This window comes from Streptomyces sp. NBC_01474 (assembly GCF_035918215.1).
Taxonomy (GTDB): Bacteria; Actinomycetota; Actinomycetes; order Streptomycetales; family Streptomycetaceae; genus Streptomyces; species Streptomyces aureus.
On sequence record NZ_CP109449.1, the window covers coordinates 2,896,274 to 2,918,830 of the forward strand.

A 22,557-nucleotide genomic window follows, 5' to 3' on the forward strand; every position below is an offset into this window, starting at 1 on the left:
TCCTGGTCCGCCGCCACGGAAGGGGACCCATGCACGAGTTCACCGTCCCGCGCCTCGTCGAGCCGCTGCGTTCGGGCGGCCTCGCCGACTCCGTGTTCACGACCGCCGAGCGCGACCCGAGGCACCTCCAGTTCTCACGCCCGAGTGACAACGGCCGGGTCGGCGGCGCCCGCCGCGACATCTCATGGGTTCCCGTCACCGCGGCCGCTTTCCGTGACGACGTGCTCGCGGCCGCCCGCGGTTTCCTCGCGAACGGGATCCGGCTCGGTGACCGCGTGGCCCTCATGTCCCGCACCCGCTACGAGTGGACGCTCCTCGCGTACGCGCTGTGGACCGTCGGCGCCGAGGTCGTCCCCGTGTACCCCACGTCGTCCGTGGAGCAGGTCCGGTGGATCCTCCAGGACACCGGCGCGACCGGGATCGTCGTGGAGAACGAGAACCACGCGATGACGGTGGCCGCCGCGTACGGCTCTCAGACGGCGCTCACCCGGATCTGGCAGCTCGACAGCGGCTGCGTGGCGGCGCTCGAGGACGACGGGATGGGCGTGGCCGACGAGGACGTGCACCGGCAGCGCGCGGCGGTCGCCCCCGGGAACCCGGCGGCCATCTGCTACACCTCCGGCACGACGGGCCGCCCGAAGGGCTGTGTCATCACGCACGCGAACCTCGCGTCCGAGTGCGACAACCTGCTGGCCGGCTGGAGCAGTCTCCTGGAGGCTCCCGGCGAACCCCCGTCGCTGCTCGCTTTCCTGCCGCTGTCCCACTGCTACGGCCTGATGGTCGTCGTCGGTTCGGTGCGGGGCGGCGTGCACGTGGCGCACCAGCCCGACCTCTCCCCCGAGAGCCTCCTGCCCGCGCTCGCGTCGTTCCGGCCCACCTTCCTGTTCGGGGTCCCGTACATCTTCGAGACGGTCCTCGCCAGGTCCCGCGCGGCCGCGCAGGAGGCCGGCCACGGCACGCTGTTCCGCAGGGCGGCGCAGGTCGCGGTGCGGTACGCGGAGGCGGCGCAGCGGCAGTCGCTCGGCCGCGGCCAGGGGCCGGGGCCGCGGCTCAGGCTGCGGCACGCGGTGTACGAGCGGCTGGTGTACGCGAAGCTGCGCGCGGTCCTCGGCGGACGGGTGCGGCACGCGGTGTCGGGCGGTTCGCCGCTGTCCCGCGAGACGGGTCTGTTCTTCGCGGGCGCCGGCATCACGGTCTACGACGGTTACGGGCTGACGGAGACCACGGCGGCGGTGACGGCACAGCCGGTCGGCGCGGTCCGCTTCGGCACGGTGGGCCGGCCGCTTCCCGGGTGTTCCGTGCACATCGCGCGCGACGGCGAGATCTGGGTCCGCGGTGACGTCGTGTTCAGCGGATATCTCAACAACCCTCAGGCGACCGGGACGGCCCTGCGGGGCGACTGGTTCGCGACCGGTGACCTCGGGCATCTCGACGACGGCTATCTCGTCATCACCGGCCGCAAGAAGGACGTCATCATCACCAGCGGCGGCAAGAGCATGTCGCCGCTGGTCCTGGAGGAGGAGCTGCGCGGGCACCCGCTGATCTCGCAGTGCGTCGTCGTCGGCGACAACAGGCCGTATGTGGCCGCGCTCATCACCCTCGACCCGCAGGCCCTGCACCACTGGCAGCGCCTCAAGGGCCGGCCCCCCGCCGAGCCGGGCACGCTGACCGACGACGAGGAGCTGCGCGCCCAGATCCAGCGTGCCGTCTCGCGGGCGAACACCCGGGTCTCACGGGCGGAGTCGATCCGTGAATTCCGTATCCTGCCGGGCGAGTTCACCCCGGACGCGGGCCTGCTCACACCGTCGCTGAAGCTGCGCAGGAGCGCGATCCTCGCCGCGTACGCGCAGGACGTGGAGCGGCTGTACACACCCCGCGCGGCGGCGTCCTTCGCACGGGAGCCGTTCGGTCGCCGCTGACCTTGCCCGTGTCACGCGTCCACCACGGCTCGATTGCCCCACCCTGCTGCTTCCGTTCGCGAAGATCGTGGGCACGTCCCTGACGGTCGGTTCCGGCGGGTCCGGGGGCATCTTCGGCCCGTGCATGGTCGTCGGCGCCGGTGTGGGCGCGGCGGTGTGGCGCCTGGCGGAGCCGTCGGGACTGGCCCCGCACAGCCCGCAGCCGGGTCCCGGTGGGGCGCTCGGCCGTCCGGTGTTCCAGCTGGCTGCGGTACAGCGTCGTACGGCCGATTGCCGCGCTCGCGCACAGCACCGCCAGGATCCCCGGGCCGAGGAGCGACGCGTCGCCGGCCATCTCCACCGCCATGACGAGGACGCCGAGCGGGGGGGCCCGACCGGGCCGAACCATCGGCACCAGCGACGCCACCGGCCCCGAAGCCCACGCCCGCCCCCGAGCCGCTCGCCCGGTCCGTGTCACCGGAGAGCGCCACGGACTGACGGCGCCCACCGCGAGCGACGCGTCGGACGAGGGCGTGTCAGATGAAGCGGCCTCCCGCCACCTCCAGGACACAGCCCGTCGTGTACGACGACAGGTCGGAGGCGAGGAACAGGACCGTGCCCGCGACCTCCTCGGGTTCGCCGGCGCGCCGCATCGGCACCTCGGCGAGCTTCGCGTTCCAGATGTCCTCGCGCAGGGACTCCGTCATCTCGGTGCGGATCAGGCCTGGCTGGACGGCGTTGACGCGTACGCCCCGGTGGGCGAGTTCCTTCGCGGCGGCCTTGGTGAGGCCGACGAGACCGGCCTTCGCCGCGCTGTAGTTGGTCTGTCCGACCATGCCGACCTTGCCGGAGATCGACGAGATGTTGACGATCGAGCCGCTCCCCTGCTCGCGCATGACCTCGGCGGCCGCTCGGGTGCCCAGCCAGGCCCCCTTGAGGTGGACGTCGACGACCGCGTCGAAGTCGGCCTCGGACATCTTGCGCAGGGTGGCGTCCCGGGTGATGCCCGCGTTGTTGACCATCACATCGAGGGAACCGAACCGGTCGACGCAGCCGCGTACGGCGGCCTTCACCGCGTCGGCGTCGGTGACGTCGCAGGTGACGGCGGCCACCTGGGTGCCGGTGGAGTCGAGGGCGCGGGCGCTCGCCTCGGCTGCGGGGCCGTCGATGTCGGCGATGACGACGCGCGCGCCGTTCTTGTGGAAGGCCGTGGCGATGGCGAGGCCGATCCCCTTGGCCGCCCCGGTGACCAGGGCGCTCCTGCCGTGCAGCATGGGTCGAATCTCCTTTTCCGATACGTCAGTTGAGGGCTTCGGCGGTGCCGAGCAGCGCGGTGACCTGGCTGGAGAGCACGCCTCCGTTGCCGTGGGCGAGGGCGACGCGGGCCCCGTCGACCTGGCGTTCGTCGCAGTCGCCGCGCAGTTGGCGTACGGCTTCGATGACGGTGAAGATGCCGTACATGCCGGGGTGGCCGTACGAGAGGCCGCCGCCGTTGGTGTTGACGGGCAGCCTGCCGCCGGGCGCGATGCCGCCGTCGGCGACGAAGGGACCGCCCTCCCCCTTGGCACAGAACCCGAGGTCCTCCAGGAACAGGACGGGGTTGATGGTGAACGCGTCGTACAGCTCGACGACGTCCACGTCGCCCGGGGTGAGCCCCGCCATGTCGAAGGCGCGGCGTCCGGACTCGGTCGCCGCCGTCACGGTGAGGTCGGGCATCCGCGAGATGTTGCGGTGCCAGGTGGCCTCGCCCCCGCCGAGCAGATAGGCGGGCGCGGCGGCCAGGTCGCGGGCCCGCTCGGCCGAGGTGACGACGAGGGCGCCGCCGCCGTCGGTGACGAGGCAGCAGTCCCGTACGGTCAGCGGGTCGCTGATCATGCGGGAGCCGAGGACGTCCTCGCGGGTGAGCGGCTTGCGTTCGAAGGCGGCCGGGTTGAGCTGCGCCCAGGCCCGCGCCGCGACCGCCACATCGGCCAGTTGCTCCCGCGTGGTCCCGTACTCGTACATGTGCCGCGAGGTCGCGAGCGCGTACATGCTCAGCGGGTAGCGCGGGCCGTACGGCTCCTCGTACGGGTCCGGCCTGGTCGGGGAGACGAGGCGGCCGCCGTCGGAGCGCTGCGTGCTGCCGTACACGATCAGCGCGGTGGTGCACAGGCCCTGCTCGATCGCGGCGGCCGCGTGCAGGAGGTGGGAGACGAAGGAGCTGCCGCCGATGTTGGTGCCGTCGAGGTGGCGGGGGCGTATGCCGAGGTACTCGGCGGTGTCCATGGCGGCCATCGGCAGGTACGACGAGGCGGTGAACAGGCCGTCGACCTCCTGCTTGGCGATGCCCGCGTCCTTGAGGGCGCGGGCGGTGGCCTGGCCGACGAGGTCGAGGTGGGTGAGTCCGGGGGCGACCTCGCCGAGGTCGGACTCGGCCACTCCGACGACGGCGGCCCTGCCACGCAGCGACTGCGTCATCGGGCGTCCTCCTTCGGCTCGAAGACGGCGGTGTCGCCGTCCGCTGTCGTACGGAACCGGACGCGGTCGCCGATCGCGACGTCCTCCGGAGCGGGCCCCTCGACCCGCGACATCATGCGGAAGCCGTCGTCGAGGTCGACGAGTACGACGTTGTGCGCGCCGTCGCGGCCGCGCACGACGGTGGTCGCGTACACGGTGCCGTCACCGGTGCTGCGTTCCCAGCTCAGCTTCTGCTCACCGCAGTCGGGGCAGAGGGTGCGGGGCGGGAAGACGGCGGCCGCGCAGTGCGCGCAGCGCTGGTAGCGCAGTTCGCCGCGGCCGAGGCCGGCGCGGTGGGCGAGGGCCGGGGACCGGGGTTCCGGTGTCACGGCGTCTTCACGGGGGGCGAGTGGGTTCATCGTGCGTCCTGTTCGGAAGGGGCGCTCAGCAGGGCGAGGCAGTCCACGGCGACGGCACCGTCACCGGCCGCGCCGCACAGCAGCGGGTTCACGTCGAGTTCGAGGAGGTCGTCGGCGAGGTCGGTGGCGAGCCAGGACAGACGGACGAGCGCGTCCGCCACGGCGTCGACGTCGCGCGCGGGCGCGCCGCGCACCCCGTCGAGGACCCGCGCCGCGCGCAGCGAGCGCAGCATGCGCACCGCCCCCGCGTGGTCGACGGGGGCCACGGCGACCTGGCTGTCGTCGAGTACCTCGACGAGGACGCCGCCGAACCCTGCGACGACGACGGGCCCGAACGCGGCGTCGCGCTGGATGCCCAGGATCAGCTCGGTGCGGTCGCCGCCCGCCATGCGCTGCACGAGGAGCCGCGCGTCGCCGACGCCCTCGCGGGCCGCGGCGGCGAGGATGTCCCGCGCGGCGTCGCGCACGCCGTCCGGCGTGGTCAGGCCGAGCCGCACGCCCCCCATGTCGCTCTTGTGGGCGATATCCGCCGACAGCAGCTTGACGGCCAGGGGTCCTTCGAGGTCCGCCGCCGCCCGTACGGCTTCCTCGGGGTCGCGCGCGGTGCAGGCCGGCGCGGAATGGAGTCCGTAGGCGGCGATGAGCCGGGCGGACTCGTACTCGTCGAGCCTGCTGCGGCCCTGCGCGCGGGCCTCTTCGATGATCGCGCGGGCGGCCCGCGGGTCGGTGCCCGTGGGGCGTGCGCCCGTCGGAAGGGGCGGGCGGAGGCTGAAGTCGGCGAGGTGCCCGAGGGCCGCGGCGGCCCGGCCCGGGTCGCTGTAGCAGGGCACGCCCAGCTCCCGGAGCCGCTGCCGCGCCCTGCCGTTGCCGCCGGTCCAGACGACGACGAGCGGCTGGTCGGTGGAGCCGTGCGCCTTCGCGATGGCATCGGTCAGCTCGTCGATGTCGCCGTCGGCGTTGCCGAGCAGCACGCCGATCATGTCGGTGCCGGGGTGTTCGAGGGCGACGTCGAGGGCGCGGCGCAGCATGTCGGGATCGCTGACGAGCGCGGCGGTCAGGTCGACGGGGTTGCGGGGCGAGCCGAACGGGGGGATGACGCCGGCCATGCGCCGCTGCCACTCCTCGTCCCAGGTGTCGACTGCGATGCCGTGGGTGGCGGCCTCGTCGGCCATGAGGACTCCGGCGCCGCCCGACAGGGAGAGAGTGGTGAGGCGACGGCCCTTGGTACGGCGGCCGGTGGCGAATATCTGGGCGGCGTCCAGCATGGGTTCGACGCCGCTCACGCGGGTGAGGCCGAACTGGCGTGCCGCGCCGTCGAAGACGCGGTCCTCGCCGGCCAGTGACGCGGTGTGCGACTGGGCGGCGCGGGCACCGGCGGCGGAGCGGCCCACCTTCACGGCGATGACGGGCTTGTCGGCCGCGTGCGCGGCGCGGGCCGCGTCGAGGAGTCCGGGGCCGTCGCTGACGCCTTCGAGGTAGGCGAGGAGGACCTTCGACTCGTCGGTGGCGGCGAACGCGCCGAGGAGTTCGGACACCGAGATGTCGACCTCGTTGCCGGTGTTGACGTAGTGGGCGAGGCCGATGCCGTAATGGCGGGCCTCGCTGAAGATGAACGAGCCGAAGGCGCCGCTCTGGCTGACGAACGCGACGGGGCCCGGGCGCAGTTCGATGTTCTCGTCGAGCGCCGACGTGAAGGTGGGCACGGCCCGGTCGTGAACGCTGATGAGGCCGAGGCAGTTGGGCCCGAGGACGCGGACGCCGCTCTCCTCGGCGGCGGCCTTCAACTCCCCTTGAAGCAGGGCACCTTGTTCGCCGGTCTCGGCGTAGCCGGCGGCGGCGACGATCGCCACCTTGATGCCGCGGCGGCCGCACGCCCGGATGCCGTCGGCCGCGTGGGCGGCGTCGAGCATGACCATCGCGAGGTCGATGTCGCCGTCGACGGCGTCGAGGGTGGGGTGGGCGGGCAGACCCTGGACGGTGGCGCGGCGCGAGTTCACGGGCAGGATGCGGCCGGCGTATCCGAAGCGCTTGAGGTAGTCGATGGGGCGGCCCGACAGTTTTCGGGGGTTGTCGGAGGCGCCGAGGACGGCGATGGAGCGGGGGTGGAGCAGGGTGTCGACGAGGTCCGTGCGGGACGGCCGCCCGCTCATGCCCCGGCCTCCCGCAGCAGCCCCTTGCCGATGATGAGTTTCTGGATCTCGCTGGTACCTTCGTAGATCCGGAAGAGGCGCGCGTCACGGTAGAGGCGCTCGACGGTCGAATCACTCATGTAGCCGCTGCCGCCGTGCACTTGTACGGCACGGTCGACGACCCGGCACACCATCTCGCTGCAGAACAGCTTGGCGCTGGAGGGCCCCATGCGGGTGTCGGTGCCCGCGTCGAACGCCTCGGCGGCGGCAAGCACCAGCGAGCGGCCCGCGAGGAGTTCGGCGTGCGACTCGGCGAGGAGCTCCTGGACGAGCTGGAAGCGGCCGATAGACTCGCCGCCCTGCTCGGCGGTGGCGGCGTAGCGCACGGCCTCGTCGAGTGCGCGGGACGCGAGGCCGACACACAGGGCCGCGATGTGCAGGCGGCCGCGCGTGAGGGAGGCCATCGCGGCGCGGAATCCGGTGCCGGGCTCGCCGCCGAGTACGGCGTCGGCGGGGACCCGCGCGTCGTCGAAGTAGACCGGTGCGGTGTGGGCGCCGCGCTGGCCCATCTTGCGGTCCGGCGGCCCGATCCGTACGCCCGGCGCCGTGCTCTCCACGAGGAAGGCGGAGATCCCCCGGTGGGCCTCCGCGTCGGGGTCGGTCCGCGCGAAGACGACGAACACGTCGGCGTGGTCGGCGTTGGTGATGAACCGCTTGGCGCCGGACAGGACCCAGCCGTCGCCCTCGCGGACGGCGCGGGTGCGTACGCCGCTGGGGTCGGAGCCCGCGCCGTCCTCGGTGAGGGCGAACGAGGCAACGGCGGAACCGGCGGCGAGCGCGGGCAGCCAGCGCTTCTGCTGCTCGGGCGTGCCGAAGTTCACCAGGGCCTTGCCCGCGATGCCGTTGTTGGTGCCGAGCATGGAGCGGAACGCCGGTGTGGTCCAGCCGAGTTCGATGGCCAGGCGTACGTCCTGGCGCATGTCGAGGCCGAGCCCGCCGTACTCCTCGGGCAGCGCCCAGCCGAACAGGCCCATGTCGGCGGCGCCGCGCCGCAGCCGTTCGGGTATGGCGTCGCTCTGCTCGATCTCCTCCTCCAGCGGCACGACTTCACCGCGGACGAAGTCCTTCACGGTGCGCAGGATGTCCTCGAAGACATCGGAGTCCATGGCTGTCTCCCTTGTGCCGGGGCTTGTCTTGCTTGGTTACTTGACCGACTTCGGCCGACCGTCGGAGTGCTGATCGTCAGAGCGCGGCGGCCTGTTGTGCGGCGTCTGCCGCCTCGGCGTCACGCTCCTCGGCTGCCGCGGTGCGCGCAAGCAGGGCGCGGGCGCCGAAGAGCGAGAGCAGCACCATCAGGACGGCGAAGGCCACGACGGGCACAAGAGTTTCCCGAGGACAATCGCCGACGCGGTCCCGACTATGTAGAAGTCGCACCACTCGATAGTGGTTCCGGTAAATGCGGCGATTCCCGCTCGCCGACTCATCTTCTCGTCTGCGACGAGTTTATGTCTCACCCTTGCCACACTCCTTCGGGAGGCAATTCGGATTCACCGAAAGCCCACCTCACGTGGGCAATCGGGCCACTGGCGCGCCTATTGAATTCCGGCTCCCTGTGGCCGTTTTCGCGTCTGGTGACATTTACCGTATCACTGGGTGTGTGATGCAACTAACACATTGTTGGCCATCGATTTATTCGCCGGGGCGACATAATCTCGACGCGTCGGAACGAAACGGCTTCCGGCGGAGGTGGAGGGTCGAAGGGCATGGAACTGCGCCGTCTGCAGGCTTTCGTCGCGGTCGCCGAGGAGCTCAGCTTCAGCCGGGCCGCGGCCCGGCTGCACATGTCGCAGCCGCCGCTCTCGCAGCAGATCAAGCGTCTTGAGCAGGACGTCGGCGTCGAGCTGCTGCACCGCACCACCCGCAGCGTCGAACTCACCGCCGCCGGAGCGGCGTTCCTCACCGAGGTACGGTCCGCGCTCGACTCCCCTGGAGGCCGCGAAGCTCGCGGCGCACCGGGCGGCGGAGGGGGTCACCGGGGTGGTGCGACTGGCGTTCAGCGGCCCCACGTCGTACCGCGAACTCCTTGCCATTGCACGCGAGTTCAGGCTGCGGCACCCCACCGTCAGACTCGACGTCGTCGGCCCCTACTACGGTGGCGAGCTGGCCGAGCGCCTGCATCTGCGGGAGGCGGACGCGGGTCTGGTGCGGCTCCCGCTGCCGGACACCGGGCTGCGGGTGCGGGAGCTGTTGCGGCACCCGCTGGTCGCGGCCGTTCCCTCCGAGCACCCGCTCGCCGCGCGGGAGTCGCTGACCCTCGCCGATCTTCGGGGTGTGCCCTTCGTCAGCTATCCGGCCGGCCGGGGCTCGATCGTGCGGGACCTGGTGCTGTCGGCGTTCATGGCTCAGGGCACGCCCCCGCGCATCGTCCAGGACGCGCCCGACACGCACACCCTCCTCTCCCTGGTGGGGGCGAGCGTCGGCGTCGGGCTCACTCCGGACTCCGCCGGGCATCTGGCGGTGCCGGGGGTGACTCTGGTCCCGGTTCTTGACGCCCCGGCGCTCCCGCTCGGCCTCGCCTGGCGGGCGGACGACACCGATCCGGCGGTGGCGGCGCTCGTCGACCTGGTCGACAAGTTCGCCGACGGGCTCCGGGACTTGCCGACGACGTGACATCGCCGGGCGCGTCCCGTTCCTCCGTTCTACGCCGGCGCGTCCGCAGGGCCGGTGGCGAGCTCCACCCCGAGCAGCCGTCGCGCCCGCTCCTGCACCGGCTTGTCGACCATCACACCGTCGACGGCCGACACCGCGTCGCCCGCGGCGAGCACCTTCCTGGCCCAGGCCAGCTCCTCGTCCGAAGGCGCGAACCCCTCGGCCACCGACTGGAGTTGCCTCGGATGGATGCACAGTTTGCCTCCGAAGCCGAGCCGTCGGGCGTGCCGGATGTCCTGTGCGAGCGCTTCGGCGTCGTCGAGCGCGGTGGTGACGCCGTCCAGCGGGGGCGCGACACCGGCGGCGGCGCTCGCCATGACCAGCCGGGACCGCGCATACGCCAGCGCCAGGGTGTCGTCGTGGCGCACGCCCAGCTCGGTGGCGAGGTCGACGCTGCCGAAGGCCGCGCGGACGACGCCGGGCGCGCAGCACACGTCGAGGGCGCGCTCGATCCCGGCCGCCGTCTCGACGAGCGGGATCACGGCGCAGACCTCCGCGATTCGTGCGATCACGTCGGGGTCCTCGGCCTTGGGCAGCATCACCGGACAGCCGAACGCGGTGACGAGGTCCAGGTCGGCGTCCCACCAGGGCGTGCCGGGCGCGTTGATCCGCACCACCGCGTCCCTGCCCCGCGCGAGCCAGTCGGCGGCGTGCCGGCGGGCCGCGTCCTTGCCGTCGGGCGCGACGGCGTCCTCCAGGTCGATGATCACGGCGTCGGCCCCGGCCGCGGCCGCCTTCTCGAACCGGTCCGGGCGGTGCCCCGGGACGAAGAGCAGGGTGCGGGCGGCTGCGAGGCGGGTGCGGTCCGGGCCGAGGCGTGCGGGGTCGACGAGTTCGGGACGCGCGGGGTCGGCCCTCGCAGGTTCGACGGTGGTGTGCTCAGCGCTCACTTGAACGTCACCTCCGCCGTCGCGTGCCGCTCGTCCCGACGCGTGGCGATCCGCAGCCCGGCCGACCCTCCGTCGTCCGCCACATCGCCGAGCGCACAGACCTGCTCGCCCGCGAACACGGGCTTGCGGAGCCGGTAGGAGAGCGTGCGGATCTCCCGCTCCGGGGCCTCACGGCGGGCGAGTTCCAGCATCAGCTGGACGAGGAGCGGCCCGTGGACGACGAGGCCCGGGTAGCCCTCGACGTCGCGCACGTACGGCTCGTCGTAGTGAATGCGGTGGGCGTTCGCGGTGAGGGCGCTGTAGCGGAAGAGCAGGGTCGGCGAGGGACGCAGGATCAACTGCCATTCGGCGTCGGACGGTTCGGCCTCGCCGAGGTCGAGGCCGAAGCCCCCGCTCCGCCGCTCGTCCTCGCCCACGCGGTAGACGAGGTCCTGCTCCTCGGTGACCCGCGTCTCCCCTTCCTGCGCGATCTCATGACGGACCGTCACGAAGGCCATCTCGCCGGTGCGGCCGCGCTTGATCTCGACCTTGGCGAGGGAACTCGTACGCCGGGCTGGCACACCCACCCGCAGCGGCGCGGTGAACTCCGCGCGGCCGCCGGCGAACATGCGCCTGCGGTCCGGGAGGGGCGGCAGGAAGTGACCGTGCGCGGGGTGCCCGTCGGCCCCCAGCTCCCGCTGTGCGGGCCATTCGAGGAAGTGCAGCCAGTGCCACAGCGGCGGCACCGGCTCCCCCTCGCCGGCCACGGCCGCCTCCTGGTCGAGCACCTGGCTCAGCGCGGCGACGGGCGCGGCGGCGACGGGATCGTCCAGCGTCACGGGTGGCGGGGCCCAGGCGTCCAGATACCGCGCGAGCGCGGACTCGCCCTGGGATGCGTCTGGTTGGGGCATGGTTCTCATTCTCCGATGCGTTGCGAAACGGTTGCCGCGGAAGCCACCGGGGCCGCCGCGGCGTCGTGCAGGGTCTCCAGCGACCGGCCGCGCGTGTCGACGCCGAAGAAGAACACGGTGGCGGTGGCGACCAGCCAGCATCCCGCGATGAACACGAACACGGCGACGTAGCCGAGCCCCGGCGTGGTGTAGATCGCCGCGACCGCCAGCGGCGCGATGACGTTGCCGATCCGGCCGACGCCGTTGCCGAGCCCGGCGCCCGCCGTGCGCAGGCGGGTGGGGAAGACCTCGGGGGTGTACGAGTAGAGCACCGCGATGAACGTCTGGCTGAGCGCGGCGACGAGCGTGCCGAACACGACGACGGCCACGACGGACGAGCTGAGCCCGTACCCGATGCCGAGGACCGCGACCACGAGACCGAGTACCACCGCGAGGTGCTTGCGCGGGTAGCGGTCGATGAACGGCCAGGCGAGGAACGCGCCGGGCACCGCCCCGATGGTGGTGACCGCGGACATGGTCATGCTCTTCGCGAAGTCCTGGCCGTGGTCGGCGAGCAGCGTCGGCACCCAGGACTGGAACCCGTAGAAGCCGACGAGCCCGAAGAGCCACAGGACCATGAGGGCCACGGTGTTACGCCGCTGGCCCGCGGCGAACAGTTCGGAGAACCGTGGCCGGTCCGCCGGAGCGGGGGGCGCGGCGAGCGCGTCGGCGGACGGCTCCCAGTCGGGCACGAAGGCGCGTGTGACCTGCACGGCTTCGGTGCTGCGGCCGCGCGCGAGGAGCCAGCGCGGCGACTCGGGCAGGCGTATCAGGAGCGGTACGAGCAGGACGCCGAGGGCGCCGATGACGAAGAGGGCGCGCCAGCCGCCGGGGTCGTCGGCGGTCAGGCCGCGGGCCGTGAACGCCACGACGGGGATGCCGACCAGGCCGGTGCCGAGCGCCGTCGCCTGGGCGCGACCGCGGTGTGCGGCCGGGGTGACCTCGGAGAGGTAGGTGATCGCGACGGAGGTCATGGCGCCGAGGCCGAATCCGGTGGCGAAGCGGGCCGCCGCCATCGCGCCCACCCCGGTGACCAGTGCGTTGACCACGGAGGCCGCGGAGAAGAGCACCACGGACCCCGCCATGACCCGCCGCCGGCCCACATGGTCGGCGAACCGGCCGCCGAGGATCGCGCCGGCCGCCATGCCGGCGAAGGCCAGGGCGGTGACGAACGCGATGTCGTCGACGGTGAAGAGGTGCGCTCGGCGAATGGCGGGCGCGGCGAACGCGAACGTGTTCAGGTCGGCGAGGTCGAAGAAGAACATGGCGCTGACAGTGAGCAGCACCCGCCGGTGCAGGGCACCGTGCCGGGCGCCGCTGAGCGCGGCGAGCAAGGGATGCGCATCGCCCATGCGAGACCTCCGGAGGGACAGGCGACAGCCGCTTGGACAGCCGGATGAGCAGGTGGCCGGACAGGCGGCTGGACAGGTCGATTGATGTGGCCGCCTCAATGGCGGATTGTGCCGTACAAAACGCGGCCCAGCGTCCGCCCCGACGGGCGTCCAGTCAACCCCCCTGGGGTGAAGTCGCATGTGAAAGCTTTGGGTTGCCCTGTGGCGGCGGCATTGACGGCCCCGCCATTTGGCCGTACAAAGTAATCACGCAGCGCAGGACATGTACGAAGGGAAGCCATGCCGGCCATCGCGGAATCGCTCGCCGAGTGGGCGTACGGATACGAACCCGACGCCGAGGACCTGGCGCTCGCCCGCCGCTCCCTCCTGGACACGGTCGCGGTCACGCTCGCCGCGCGCGACCATCCGGTGAGCGCGCTGGCGGCCGAACTGCCGGACGCGGCGCGCTGGGCCGCGGTCGGGCACGTCCTCGACTTCGACGACCTGCACATCGAGTCCACGACACACATCAGCGTCGTGATCGTCCCCGCGGTCCTCGCGGCGGGCGGCGACGCGCGCGCCTATCTGGCCGGGGCCGGCGTGATGGCCCGGCTCGGCACGCTGCTCGGCTGGTCGCACTACGCGGCCGGCTGGCACGCCACGTGCACGGCGGGCGCCCCCGCGGCGGCCGTCGCGGCGGGCGTCGCCTGGGGCCTCACGCCCGAGCGGCTGGCGACGGCCATGGCGCTCGCGGTGCCCGGCGCCAGCGGGGTCCAGGCCGCGTTCGGCACGCACGGCAAGTCCCTCCAGGTCGGCTTCGCGGCGGAGGCGGGAGTGCGGGCGGCGCGCCTCGCCCGGGCCGGTGCCACGGCCGACCCGCGGGCGGTCGACGCCTGGCTGAAGCTGGTGGGCGCGCAAGGAGCGGACGACGCCGGGGAAGGCACGCCCCACAGCGGCCGTCCCGCCGTACCCGCTGGCCTCGCCATCAAGATGTTCCCCTGCTGCTACGCGATGCAGCGCCCGATCGCGGCGCTGCGCGACCTGCGCGCCGAGTGCGGCCCCGACGACGTCACGGCCGTCCGCGTCACCACCCCGGGGGCCACCGTCCACCCCCTCATCCACGACGGCCCGGACACCGGGCTCGAAGGCAAGTTCAGCCTCCCGTACGCGGTGGCGACGGCCCTGCTCGACGACTTCCCCGGCTTCGGCGCCTTCACGGACGACGCGGTGGGCCGGCCCGAGGCGCGGCGCCTGATGGCCACCGTCGAGACGGAGCGCACCGAGGGCGGTGCCGGGCTCCTCGACGGCGAGGTCGACCTCGCGGTGACGCTCACCGACGGCCGGGTCCTGCGCTCCGCCCTCGCCCATCCCCCGGGCTCGCCCCGACGTCCGCCCACGGACGGGGAATTGGCGGAGAAGTTCGCCGCGTGCGGCAGCGACGTACCCGCTCTGCTCAAGGACACGACCTGGGAGTCGGCCCGCACCCTGCTCCTCACCGAACTTCCCGGGAAGGCACCCGCATGACCGAGCCGCTCCCCCTCGAAGGCATCACGGTCGTCAGCCTGGAACAGGCCGTCGCCGCGCCCTTCGCCACCCGCCAGCTCGCCGACCTCGGCGCCCGCGTGATCAAGGTCGAGCGTCCCGGCGGAGGCGACTTCGCCCGCCGATACGACACCACGGTGCACGGTCAGGCCAGCTATTTCGTGTGGCTCAACCGCTCCAAGGAGTCCCTCGCCCTGGACCTCAAGTCCCAGGAGGGGCGGGACATCCTGGAGGAACTCCTCACGGACGCCGACGTGTTCGTCCAGAACCTCGCCCCGGGTGCCGCCGACCGCATGGACCTCGGCCCCGCCGCACTCCAGGCCCGCCACCCCCGCCTGATCCCCTGCACCATCAGCGGGTACGGCACCAGCGGCTCCTGGTCGCAGCGCAAGGCGTACGACCTGCTCGTGCAGTGCCAGACCGGACTGCTCTCCATCACGGGCTCGCCCGACGAGCCCGCCCGCGTGGGCATCTCCGTCGCCGACATCTCGGCCGGCATGTACGCGTACAGCGGCGTCCTCACCGCCCTCTACACCCGGGCCACCACCGGGCGGGCACCCGCCGTCGAGGTCTCCCTCTTCGAGGCGCTCGCCGAGTGGATGAGCCAGCCCGCCTACTACACGCGTTACGGCGGCACGCAGCCGCCCCGCATCGGCGCCCAGCACGCCACGATCGCGCCCTACGGCCCGTTCACCGCCTCCGACGGGAAGGAGGTGCTGCTCTCCATCCAGAACGAGCGGGAGTGGCAAGCCCTGTGCACCACGGTCCTCGGCCGTCCCGAACTCACCGACGACCCCCGCATGGCCACCGGAGCCGACCGCGTCGCCCACCGCGACGAGGTCAACGCGGCCGTCTCCGCGCGCTTCGCCGAGCTCGGCAGCGAGGACGCCATGGCGCTCCTCGACAAGGCCGGCATCGCCAACGCGGGTGTGAACTCCATCGCCGAGTTCCTCGCCCACCCGGCCCTCGCCGAGCGCGACCGCTGGCGCGACATCACGGTGCCGGGCGCGCAGGGACCCGTACAGGCGCTGCTCCCCCCGGCGGACCTCTCCGGCGTCACCCCCCGGATGGACCCCGTCCCCGCCGCGGGAGAGCACACCGAACGGATCCTCACCGCCCTGGGCCGCACCACCGCCGACATCGAGCGGCTGCGCGCTCAGGGTGTCATCGACACCACGCACGACCACGAGCAAGGAGCGTCCGCGAAGTGAGCACCCTCGACACCCTCTCCTCCGACGAGCAGCTGATCGTCGAGACCGTGCGCAACTTCGTGGACCGCGAAGTCAAGCCGGTCGTAAGGGAGTTGGAGCACACCAACACTTACCCCGAGGCCCTCATCGAGCAGATGAAGGACCTGGGCATCTTCGGCCTGGCGATCCCCGAGGAGTACGGCGGCACGCCCGTCTCCACGCCGTGCTACGTGCTGATCACGGAGGAGCTTGCGCGCGGCTGGATGAGCCTCGCCGGCGCCATGGGCGGCCACACCGTCGTCTCCAAGCTGCTGCTGCACTTCGGCACCGACGAGCAGAAGAACCGCTACCTGCCGAAGATGGCGACCGGCGAGATCCGCTCGACGATGGCCCTCACCGAGCCGGGCGGCGGCTCCGACCTCCAGGCGATGCGCACGGTCGCGCGGCGCGACGGGGACTCGTACGTCGTCAACGGCGGCAAGACCTGGATCACCAACTCCCGCCGCTCACAGCTGATCGCGCTGCTGTGCAAGACGGACCCGGCGGCCGAGCCGAAGCACCGCGGCGTCTCCATCCTGCTCGCCGAGCACGGCCCGGGGCTCACCGTCTCGCGCGACCTGCCCAAGCTCGGCTACAAGGGCGTCGAGAGCTGCGAGCTGACCTTCGACGACTACCGCGTCCCGGCCGACGCGCTGCTCGGCGGCGTCGAGGGCAAGGGCTTCGGACAGATGATGAAGGGCCTGGAGACCGGCCGCCTCCAGGTCGCCTCGCGCGCGCTCGGCGTCGGCAGGGCCGCGTTCGAGGACGCGCTGCGCTACGCGCAGGAGCGCGAGACGTTCGGCGAGCCCATCTACAAGCACCAGTCGATCGGCAACTACCTGGCCGACATGGCGACGTCGCTCACCGCGGCGCGCCAGCTCACCCTGTACGCCGCCCGCGAGGCGGACGCGGGCCGCCGCGTCGACATGGAGGCGGGCATGGCCAAGCTCTTCGCGTCGGAGACGGCCATGGAGATCGCCCTGAACGCGGTCCGTATCCACGGCGGCTACGGCTACTCGACCGAGTTCGACGTCGAGCGCTACTTCCGCGACGCACCGCTGATGATCGTCGGCGAGGGCACCAACGAGATCCAGCGCAACGTCATCGTGCGCCAGCTGGTCTCGCGGGGCGGTCTGGACGTCTGACCTGCGCACCGTCTTGTACGGCCATTAGACTCACGGCACAGGCAGGGCGGTGAACGGCAGACATGACGCGTACGACACGCACAGAGCGGACGAGGGGGACACAGATGGCGGCCCCGGGGCGTGACAGCGCCTATGTACGCCTCGCGCGCGAGCTGCGCGAGGCGATCCTGCGGCACGACTACCCCGAGGGGGTGCGGCTGCCCACCGAGGCGGAGCTCGCCGCCTCGCACGGGCTCAGCCGGCAGACCGTACGGCGCGCCTTCCAGGACCTGGTCACGGAGGGACTGGTGCACCGGGTCCCGGGGCGCGGCACGTTCGCGGCGCCCCGCGAGGAGCAGTATCTGCGGCAGTTCGGCTCGGTCGAGGACCTCATGGCGCTCTCCCTCGACACGACGATGCGCCTGGTGTCGCCGCTGCGCCGCCGGGTCGACGTGGACGCGGCGGGCCGGCTGCGCGTCGGCTCCGACCGCGTGGACCACCTCTCGTTCCTGCGGCTGCACGAGGACACCCCGTTCTGCCTGACGACGGTGCATCTGCCACCGGACGTGGGCGCGCTCGTCGCGGACCGCCCCGAGCTGACGGAGGCGGGCACGGACAGCCGCGTCACCATCATCGGCCTCCTCGACGGCCGGCTGCCCGAGCCGATCGCGGAGGCGGAGCAGTCCGTCACGGTCGCCCTCGCCTCGGCCGAGGTGGCGGCGCACCTGGACTGCCCGCCGCAGCATCCGCTGCTCCGCATCGACCGCCTCTACCTGTCGGCGTCGGGCCGCCCGGTCGAGCTGGCCGTGAGCCACTTCCTACCGGAGCACTACTCGTACCGCGTGCGGCTGCGCCGCCATCCGCGCTGAGGCACGCACGGCGGCCGGGGACCGGGCATGTCCGCGTGTCTCAGAGCGACGACGCGACCGTCAGCCCCTCCAGTACGGCCTCTTCCACGGTCCGCGGTGACACGCAGTCCCCCGCCATCAGGACCTCACCCACTCGTCCGTGCGCCAGGCCGGCGAGTTCACCCACGGGATCGTGCCCCTGGGCGAGGACGACGGCCGCGACCCCTTCGATGATCACCGGCTCCTCGGTGAGGGTGTGCTGGAAGTACGCCGTGTCCTCATCGGCACCGTATGGGCGCACCGTCGGCACGGTCTCGACCCCGGCCCGCGCGGCCTCGGCGAGCATCGACGCGCGCACGTACTGCTGAAGATGCTCACCGGCGCCGAAGCCGGTCGTGCAGAGCGTCACTTTCCGTCCCTGGCCCGCGAGTTGGACGGCCACGCCGATCCCGATCCAGTCACCGCGCCAGTCCGCGACGACGATCCGGCCCTTGGGGACGTCGGCGGTGCCGCGGACGACGTCCCAGGCGTCCAGCACGACGGGGTCGTCGAGGAGTTCGAGCGCGGGCCGGCGTGGCACCGCACCCGTGGCGACGATGAGCGTGTCCACCTCTTCACGGTCGAGCAGGTCGGCGTCGACGCGGGATCCGGTGACGATCCGTGCCCCGGCCCGCCGCGCCTCGCCCTCCAGGTTGGTGATCGCGCCGCCGAACTCGGCTCGCCCCGGAAGGAGTTGGGCAAGCAGCACCTGGCCGCCGACGCGCCGGCCCGCCTCGTGCAGGGTGACGTCGTGCCCGCGGGAGGCGGCCACGGCGGCGGCCTTGAGCCCGGCCGGTCCGCCACCGGCGATGAGGACCTTCCGGCGCCTGGTGGGCAGGGGCAGCCGCGTGAACCGGCGCTCCCTGCCGGTCTCTGGGTGCTGGATGCAGGAGATCGGGTAGCCGCGCTGGAAGTGGCCGATGCAGGCCTGGTTGCAGCCGATGCAGGCCCGGATCTCCTCCGTGCGGCCGCCGCTCGCCTTGCCCGGCATGTCGGGGTCGCAGATCAGGGCGCGGGTCATGGCGCAGGCGTCGGCCTGGCCCTCCTTGATGATCTGCTCGGCCTCCTGGGGCTGATTGACGCGCCCGGCGACCATGACCGGCACCTCGACCGCCGCCCGCACACGCGCCGCGAGGGGGGCGGTGTATCCGGCGGGCTGCGTCATCGGGGGCGCGATGTGCACGGCGCCGGAGATCGTCGCCGACGATCCGGCGCAGACGCTCACATAGTCGACGAGACCCTCGCGGTCCAGCCGGGCGGCCGCCTCGACGGCGAGCTCGGCGGTGAGGCCGTCATGGCTCAACTCGTCACCGGAGATGCGCAGTCCGGCGACGAAGTCGGGTCCGGTGTGCGCCCGTACCGACGCGAGAGCCTCGCGCAGGAACCGCAGCCGGCCGTCCGCGTCACCCCCGTACCCGTCGGTGCGCACATTGACCTGCGGGTTGAGGAACTGGGCCGGGAGGTAGCCGTGGCTGGCGACCACTTCCACGCCGTCCAGCCCGGCGGCGCGCAGCCTGCGGGCGGCCTCTCCGTACCCGTCGACGACTTCGCGTATCTCGGTCTCGGTCATGGCGCGCGGCATCACATGGAAGCGCTCACTGGGCGTCGCCGACGCGGACCACGCGACGGGCGCGGAGCCGTCGCGCGACTCCAGGATCTCGCGTCCCGGATGGAAGAGCTGTCCGAAGACCTTGGCGCCGTGCCGGTGCGCGGCCTCGGCGAGCCGCCGGTACCCCTCGACACACGAGTCGTCCGTGGCCATGAGGACATGCGTCGTGTACCGCGCGGTCTCGTGAACTCCCGCCACCTGTACGACGATAAGCCCGACGCCGCCCTCGGCACGCGCCTCGTGATAGGCGACCAGATCGTCGGTGACCTGCCCGCCCTCGACGAGGACCGTGTCATGGCCGGAGGACAGAACGCGGTTCTTCAGCGTCACGCCGCCGATGGCGAGCGGGCTGAACAGATGAGGGAATGCGGTCGACGTCATGGCGCGGTGCCTCCTGTGAACTGCGGCTCGGATGGAGTGAGTTGAGAGGGAAACAGCTCAGTCGCGTACGCCGAGGACCGAGCGGGCGGTGGCGAGGATGACGGCGGCGTAGCCCTCCGCCCCCATGCCGCTGCCCGACGCCACGGCCATGTCGCAGCCGTCGACGGCGGCGAGCACGGAGCGCACCGCGACGTCGGTGGGCACGACGGGCACGAACTTCCCTGCGGCGACCCCCGATTCGACGATGCCGAGGACGAGATCACGCCAGTCCTGGTGGGCGCGGCGCACCCCGTCGCGCAGCTCGGGCCTGCGGGCGGCGCTCGCGCAGAACTCGGTCCAGGTCGCGCACCGGCGCTGGAGGTCGGGGTCGTCGGCCAGTTCGCGTACGAGGAGTTCGAAGCGGCGCCACGGGTCGGGCTCGGCGGACGCGCCCTTGCGCCAGCGGGCGATGAGCTCGCCGATCGACCACTCGAAGGCCTCACGGAACAGCAGGTCGCGTGTGTCGAAGTAGTGCTGGAGCAGCCCGATGGACACGCCGGCGCCGCGCGCCACATCCCTCATGCGCGCCGCGTCGAAGCCGCGTTCCGCCATGACCAGGGCGGCCGCCCGCAGAATCCGCTCGCGCTGCGCCTCGCCCGCGTCGCCACCGCTCTCCTTCTCCCCCATACCCGCCCCTCGTCTCTCTGTCGGTCGGGAGCCGGTAGCCCGGCCCCTGGAATTGGCCACTGCCGAACCCCTATCCCGGCCAACAATAACGAATTATTGTGACCGCCGACACACCGCAGCGGCATCACTTTCCGCCGCACCGGACCTTCTCCCGTCAGTCCCCCCGACCGAGACAGGTGGCCCCCTTGAGCCAACAGCTGCACAAGTCCCTGACCTGGCGCGACGGCCTCGCCATCGCCATGGTGATCCCGAACGGCCTGCTCCTGACGGTGGGTTACACCGTGGGCGCGATCGGAGGCTGGACGGCGATCACCATCTGGTGCGTCGGGGCGCTCGTCGCGTTCGCGCAGAACATGCTGTTCGCCGAGACCGCCGCGATGTTCCCCGGAATGTCCGGCGGCATCAGCAGGTACGCCACCGAGGGCTGGAAGCGCTACTTCGCCCCGCTGGGCGCCGTGGCGTCGTACGGCTACTGGATCGGCTGGTCGTTCAGCATCGCGGTCAACGGCGCGGCGATCGGCCACCTCATCACCGCCCAGTGGTTCCCGCACGCACCGTCGATCCCGTTCCCCGGCCACCGCATCGGTCTTCCGGAAGCGCTCGCGGTCCTGGCGATCGCCGGCGGCTGGGCCTGCAACTACTTCGGCGCGCGGCTGGCGGCGAGCGTCTCCAAGGCCGTCGCGGCCCTGGTGATGTGCGGTCTCGCGGTGGTCGTCATAGCCCCGTTCCTGCACCCGGGGAGCTGGGACGCGTCCCGTCTGACCTGGTACCACGGCGGCAGCTGGATGACGCTGATCGTGTGGTTCTACGTCACGGCCTGGACGACGTACGGCACCGAGATCTGCGCGTCGTTCGCGCCCGAGTACCGGGACACGGCGCGCGACACGGCGAAGGCGCTGCGGCTGACGTCCCTCATCTCGCTCGGCGTCTTCTTCGTCGTCCCGCTCGCCACGGTCGGCAGCGTCGGCGAGGAGACGCTGCGCTCGGACCCGGTCGGCGCGTTCGCCACCGCCTTCACCCAGGCGCTGGGCGGCTTCTCCGACGTCGGCGTCCTCATCCTGATCGTCTCGATGTTCTTCGGCATGGTGTCGTGCACGGCGGACGGGGGCCGGGCGCTGTACGGCCTGGCGCGGGAGGGCATGACCGTCCGGCAGCTCGACAAGGTGAACCGCTGGGGCGTGCCGGGCCGGGCCCTCACGCTGGACGCGCTCGTCAACGCGGCGATCGTGGTCCTGCTCGGAGAGCCCCTGAGCATCCTCATCGCCAGCAACTTCGGCTATCTGGTGGCCATGACACTCGCGGTCGCCGGCTTCCTGCTCCTGCGCAAGGACCGTCCCGACTGGCCCCGCCCGATCCGCCGCGCCCGCGCCTGGATCCCGGTCGCCTGGGCCATCCTGGCCTTCAACATCGTGATCGTCTCGGTCGGCGTCACGCATCCGTCCCTCGCGGGCTACGGCGGCGCCACGGAGTCCTTCCTCGCGGTCGGCATCCTGCTGATCTCGGTGGTCCTGTACGCGTACCGCAGGGTGGTCCAGGACGGGGAACGGATCGCCTGGCGCATCGAACCGCCGCTGATGCCGGAGGACGAGGCGGCCCCTCAGCCCCCGAACTCGGCGACCGCGCGCTCCACGATCCCCTCCAACCGGTCGTGATGGGCACCCCGCCAGTACACGCGCCCGCACGCGCGGCACTGGGCGAACACGTCGTACGTGCCGCGTGTCCCGCCTTCGAGCCGGTCGGCGACGTCTTCCTTACGTGCTTCCTTCAGCAGCCCGTTGCAGGCGGTGCACCGGGTCCAGGGGCGCAGCTCGGGCGTGAACCGACCCAGTACGTCGCGTAGTTGCTCGTCGGGCCGGTCGCTGTAGACGTACGCGCCGGCCCACAGCTCCCGCCGCCGCAGCAGCCCGCGGTCCCGGCTGAGCATGACGCGCCGCTCGTCGGCGGAGCGGGTCGCCAGCGCGGCGTCGCCGATGTCCGTGGACTCGTACGCGGAGTCGACCCCCAGCAGCCTCAACCGCCGTGCCAGCGTGCCGAGATGAACATCAAGCAGAAACCGCATTGGAGCGCCCTCGACGCGCTGCGGCCGGACGACGCCCCGCACCTCGACCCGCTCCCCGGCGACGGGAATGTGGCCGACGGCCACCTCGCGCCCGTCCACGACCAGCGCCCCGACCTCCGTCAGCGGCACGCCGAGCGACTCGATCACATGCCCCAGTGTGGACACGCCGTCAGTGACGAGCGGGACGGCCGCGCCCCCGCGCCGCGTATGCGGAACGAACAGCTCCAGCTCGGGCACGACGCTGACGAAGATCTCCGGTCCGTTCATCGGCTCAGGATGCCATGGGCGCGGGGGCGGGGACCTGGGGTTTTCCCCTCGC

20 protein-coding genes and 1 pseudogene are annotated in these 22,557 nt (G+C 72.3%); 9 read left to right on the top strand and 12 right to left on the bottom strand.

Going from position 1 to position 22,557, the window contains the following annotated elements; translation table 11 throughout:
• The first annotated feature begins 29 nt into the window (after nucleotides 1–29).
• A complete protein-coding gene (locus tag OG758_RS13570) occupies nucleotides 30–1,919 on the top strand; it encodes an AMP-dependent synthetase/ligase (protein ID WP_326710228.1) in 1,890 nt (629 codons plus the stop codon).
• A 46-nt stretch (nucleotides 1,920–1,965) separates the two neighbouring features.
• Nucleotides 1,966–2,442 (top strand): chloride channel protein, encoded by a 477-nt coding sequence (locus tag OG758_RS49050; protein WP_442810425.1) that lies wholly within the window; start codon nucleotides 1,966–1,968, stop codon nucleotides 2,440–2,442.
• Here the strand turns inward: OG758_RS49050 and fabG are convergent.
• The 6 genes from fabG to OG758_RS13600 all read right to left on the bottom strand — a co-directional run bounded on the left by fabG (nucleotide 2,435) and on the right by OG758_RS13600 (nucleotide 8,262).
• Nucleotides 2,435–3,172 (bottom strand): 3-oxoacyl-ACP reductase FabG, encoded by a 738-nt coding sequence (gene fabG, locus OG758_RS13575; protein WP_326710229.1) that lies wholly within the window; start codon nucleotides 3,170–3,172, stop codon nucleotides 2,435–2,437. The genes OG758_RS49050 and fabG overlap by 8 nt on opposite strands.
• Nucleotides 3,173–3,197: 25 nt before the next feature.
• Nucleotides 3,198–4,355 (bottom strand): thiolase, encoded by a 1,158-nt coding sequence (locus OG758_RS13580; RefSeq protein ID WP_326710230.1) that lies wholly within the window; start codon nucleotides 4,353–4,355, stop codon nucleotides 3,198–3,200.
• Nucleotides 4,352–4,753, bottom strand: a complete 402-nt coding sequence (locus OG758_RS13585; RefSeq protein WP_326710231.1) for a Zn-ribbon domain-containing OB-fold protein — start codon at nucleotides 4,751–4,753, stop codon at nucleotides 4,352–4,354. Before OG758_RS13585 ends, OG758_RS13580 begins: the two co-directional genes overlap by 4 nt.
• The gene (locus OG758_RS13590; protein ID WP_326710232.1) at nucleotides 4,750–6,903 is read right to left on the bottom strand and encodes an acetate--CoA ligase family protein; all 2,154 of its coding nucleotides are present in this window, start codon (nucleotides 6,901–6,903) and stop codon (nucleotides 4,750–4,752) included. Before OG758_RS13590 ends, OG758_RS13585 begins: the two co-directional genes overlap by 4 nt.
• Complete coding sequence (locus OG758_RS13595) at nucleotides 6,900–8,048, bottom strand: acyl-CoA dehydrogenase family protein (protein WP_326710233.1); 1,149 nt, start codon at nucleotides 8,046–8,048, stop codon at nucleotides 6,900–6,902. The genes OG758_RS13590 and OG758_RS13595 overlap by 4 nt, the downstream gene beginning before the upstream one ends.
• 76 nt (nucleotides 8,049–8,124) lie before the next feature.
• Nucleotides 8,125–8,262, bottom strand: a complete 138-nt coding sequence (locus tag OG758_RS13600; protein WP_326710234.1) for a hypothetical protein — start codon at nucleotides 8,260–8,262, stop codon at nucleotides 8,125–8,127.
• 383 nt (nucleotides 8,263–8,645) lie between these two features.
• On the opposite strand from OG758_RS13600, the pseudogene OG758_RS49055 reads away from it, so the two are divergent.
• Nucleotides 8,646–8,768: pseudogene (locus tag OG758_RS49055) on the top strand (LysR family transcriptional regulator); the annotation flags it as partial.
• Complete coding sequence (locus OG758_RS13610; protein WP_326710236.1) at nucleotides 8,761–9,552, top strand: LysR family substrate-binding domain-containing protein; 792 nt, start codon at nucleotides 8,761–8,763, stop codon at nucleotides 9,550–9,552. The pseudogene OG758_RS49055 and the gene OG758_RS13610, both read left to right, overlap by 8 nt.
• 29 nt (nucleotides 9,553–9,581) lie before the next feature.
• Here the strand turns inward: OG758_RS13610 and OG758_RS13615 are convergent, their stop codons facing one another.
• The 3 genes from OG758_RS13615 to OG758_RS13625 are packed head-to-tail and all read right to left on the bottom strand — an operon-like array spanning nucleotide 9,582 to nucleotide 12,762.
• Nucleotides 9,582–10,481 carry an HpcH/HpaI aldolase/citrate lyase family protein gene (locus OG758_RS13615; RefSeq protein WP_326710237.1) on the bottom strand — a complete coding sequence of 300 codons (900 nt, stop codon included), beginning with the start codon at nucleotides 10,479–10,481 and terminating at the stop codon, nucleotides 9,582–9,584.
• Nucleotides 10,478–11,371: an FAS1-like dehydratase domain-containing protein gene (locus OG758_RS13620; protein ID WP_326710238.1), complete on the bottom strand. Its 894-nt coding sequence runs from the start codon at nucleotides 11,369–11,371 to the stop codon at nucleotides 10,478–10,480. Before OG758_RS13620 ends, OG758_RS13615 begins: the two co-directional genes overlap by 4 nt.
• Before the next feature lie 5 nt (nucleotides 11,372–11,376).
• Complete coding sequence (locus tag OG758_RS13625) at nucleotides 11,377–12,762, bottom strand: MFS transporter (protein WP_326710239.1); 1,386 nt, start codon at nucleotides 12,760–12,762, stop codon at nucleotides 11,377–11,379.
• 279 nt (nucleotides 12,763–13,041) lie between these two features.
• On the opposite strand from OG758_RS13625, the gene OG758_RS13630 reads away from it, so the two are divergent.
• The 4 genes from OG758_RS13630 to OG758_RS13645 all read left to right on the top strand — a co-directional run bounded on the left by OG758_RS13630 (nucleotide 13,042) and on the right by OG758_RS13645 (nucleotide 17,505).
• Nucleotides 13,042–14,265, top strand: a complete 1,224-nt coding sequence (locus OG758_RS13630) for an MmgE/PrpD family protein (protein WP_326710240.1) — start codon at nucleotides 13,042–13,044, stop codon at nucleotides 14,263–14,265.
• Nucleotides 14,262–15,494, top strand: coding sequence for a CaiB/BaiF CoA transferase family protein (locus tag OG758_RS13635; protein ID WP_326710241.1), 1,233 nt, complete (start codon nucleotides 14,262–14,264; stop codon nucleotides 15,492–15,494). Before OG758_RS13630 ends, OG758_RS13635 begins: the two co-directional genes overlap by 4 nt.
• Nucleotides 15,491–16,657 (top strand): acyl-CoA dehydrogenase family protein, encoded by a 1,167-nt coding sequence (locus tag OG758_RS13640; RefSeq protein WP_326710242.1) that lies wholly within the window; start codon nucleotides 15,491–15,493, stop codon nucleotides 16,655–16,657. Before OG758_RS13635 ends, OG758_RS13640 begins: the two co-directional genes overlap by 4 nt.
• Nucleotides 16,658–16,761: 104 nt before the next feature.
• A complete protein-coding gene (locus tag OG758_RS13645) occupies nucleotides 16,762–17,505 on the top strand; it encodes a GntR family transcriptional regulator (RefSeq protein ID WP_326710243.1) in 744 nt (247 codons plus the stop codon).
• A 40-nt stretch (nucleotides 17,506–17,545) separates the two neighbouring features.
• On the opposite strand, the gene OG758_RS13650 is transcribed toward OG758_RS13645, so the two are convergent.
• Both OG758_RS13650 and OG758_RS13655 read right to left on the bottom strand, forming a co-directional pair.
• On the bottom strand, nucleotides 17,546–19,513 hold the full coding sequence (locus OG758_RS13650) for an oxidoreductase (protein ID WP_326710244.1): 1,968 nt from the start codon (nucleotides 19,511–19,513) through the stop codon (nucleotides 17,546–17,548).
• A 57-nt stretch (nucleotides 19,514–19,570) separates the two neighbouring features.
• Nucleotides 19,571–20,179: a TetR/AcrR family transcriptional regulator gene (locus tag OG758_RS13655; protein ID WP_326710245.1), complete on the bottom strand. Its 609-nt coding sequence runs from the start codon at nucleotides 20,177–20,179 to the stop codon at nucleotides 19,571–19,573.
• 185 nt (nucleotides 20,180–20,364) lie between these two features.
• On the opposite strand from OG758_RS13655, the gene OG758_RS13660 reads away from it, so the two are divergent.
• Nucleotides 20,365–21,831, top strand: a complete 1,467-nt coding sequence (locus OG758_RS13660) for an APC family permease (protein WP_326710246.1) — start codon at nucleotides 20,365–20,367, stop codon at nucleotides 21,829–21,831.
• On the opposite strand, the gene OG758_RS13665 is transcribed toward OG758_RS13660, so the two are convergent.
• Nucleotides 21,777–22,505: a Mut7-C RNAse domain-containing protein gene (locus tag OG758_RS13665; RefSeq protein WP_326710247.1), complete on the bottom strand. Its 729-nt coding sequence runs from the start codon at nucleotides 22,503–22,505 to the stop codon at nucleotides 21,777–21,779. The two genes, OG758_RS13660 and OG758_RS13665, sit on opposite strands and share 55 nt — an antisense overlap.
• Nucleotides 22,506–22,557 lie beyond the last annotated feature (52 nt).

Bases quoted from the DNA above. Each gene is read 5' to 3' on its own strand.
- OG758_RS13570 (WP_326710228.1), top strand. From the start codon at position 30: ATGCACGAGTTCACCGTCCCGCGCCTCGTCGAGCCGCTGCGTTCGGGC.
- fabG (WP_326710229.1), bottom strand. From the start codon at position 3,172: ATGCTGCACGGCAGGAGCGCCCTGGTCACCGGGGCGGCCAAGGGGATC.
- OG758_RS13580 (WP_326710230.1), bottom strand. From the start codon at position 4,355: ATGACGCAGTCGCTGCGTGGCAGGGCCGCCGTCGTCGGAGTGGCCGAG.
- OG758_RS13585 (WP_326710231.1), bottom strand. From the start codon at position 4,753: ATGAACCCACTCGCCCCCCGTGAAGACGCCGTGACACCGGAACCCCGG.
- OG758_RS13590 (WP_326710232.1), bottom strand. From the start codon at position 6,903: ATGAGCGGGCGGCCGTCCCGCACGGACCTCGTCGACACCCTGCTCCAC.
- OG758_RS13595 (WP_326710233.1), bottom strand. From the start codon at position 8,048: ATGGACTCCGATGTCTTCGAGGACATCCTGCGCACCGTGAAGGACTTC.
- OG758_RS13620 (WP_326710238.1), bottom strand. From the start codon at position 11,371: ATGCCCCAACCAGACGCATCCCAGGGCGAGTCCGCGCTCGCGCGGTAT.
- OG758_RS13625 (WP_326710239.1), bottom strand. From the start codon at position 12,762: ATGGGCGATGCGCATCCCTTGCTCGCCGCGCTCAGCGGCGCCCGGCAC.
- OG758_RS13630 (WP_326710240.1), top strand. From the start codon at position 13,042: ATGCCGGCCATCGCGGAATCGCTCGCCGAGTGGGCGTACGGATACGAA.
- OG758_RS13635 (WP_326710241.1), top strand. From the start codon at position 14,262: ATGACCGAGCCGCTCCCCCTCGAAGGCATCACGGTCGTCAGCCTGGAA.
- OG758_RS13645 (WP_326710243.1), top strand. From the start codon at position 16,762: ATGGCGGCCCCGGGGCGTGACAGCGCCTATGTACGCCTCGCGCGCGAG.
- OG758_RS13650 (WP_326710244.1), bottom strand. From the start codon at position 19,513: ATGACGTCGACCGCATTCCCTCATCTGTTCAGCCCGCTCGCCATCGGC.
- OG758_RS13655 (WP_326710245.1), bottom strand. From the start codon at position 20,179: ATGGGGGAGAAGGAGAGCGGTGGCGACGCGGGCGAGGCGCAGCGCGAG.
- OG758_RS13665 (WP_326710247.1), bottom strand. From the start codon at position 22,505: ATGAACGGACCGGAGATCTTCGTCAGCGTCGTGCCCGAGCTGGAGCTG.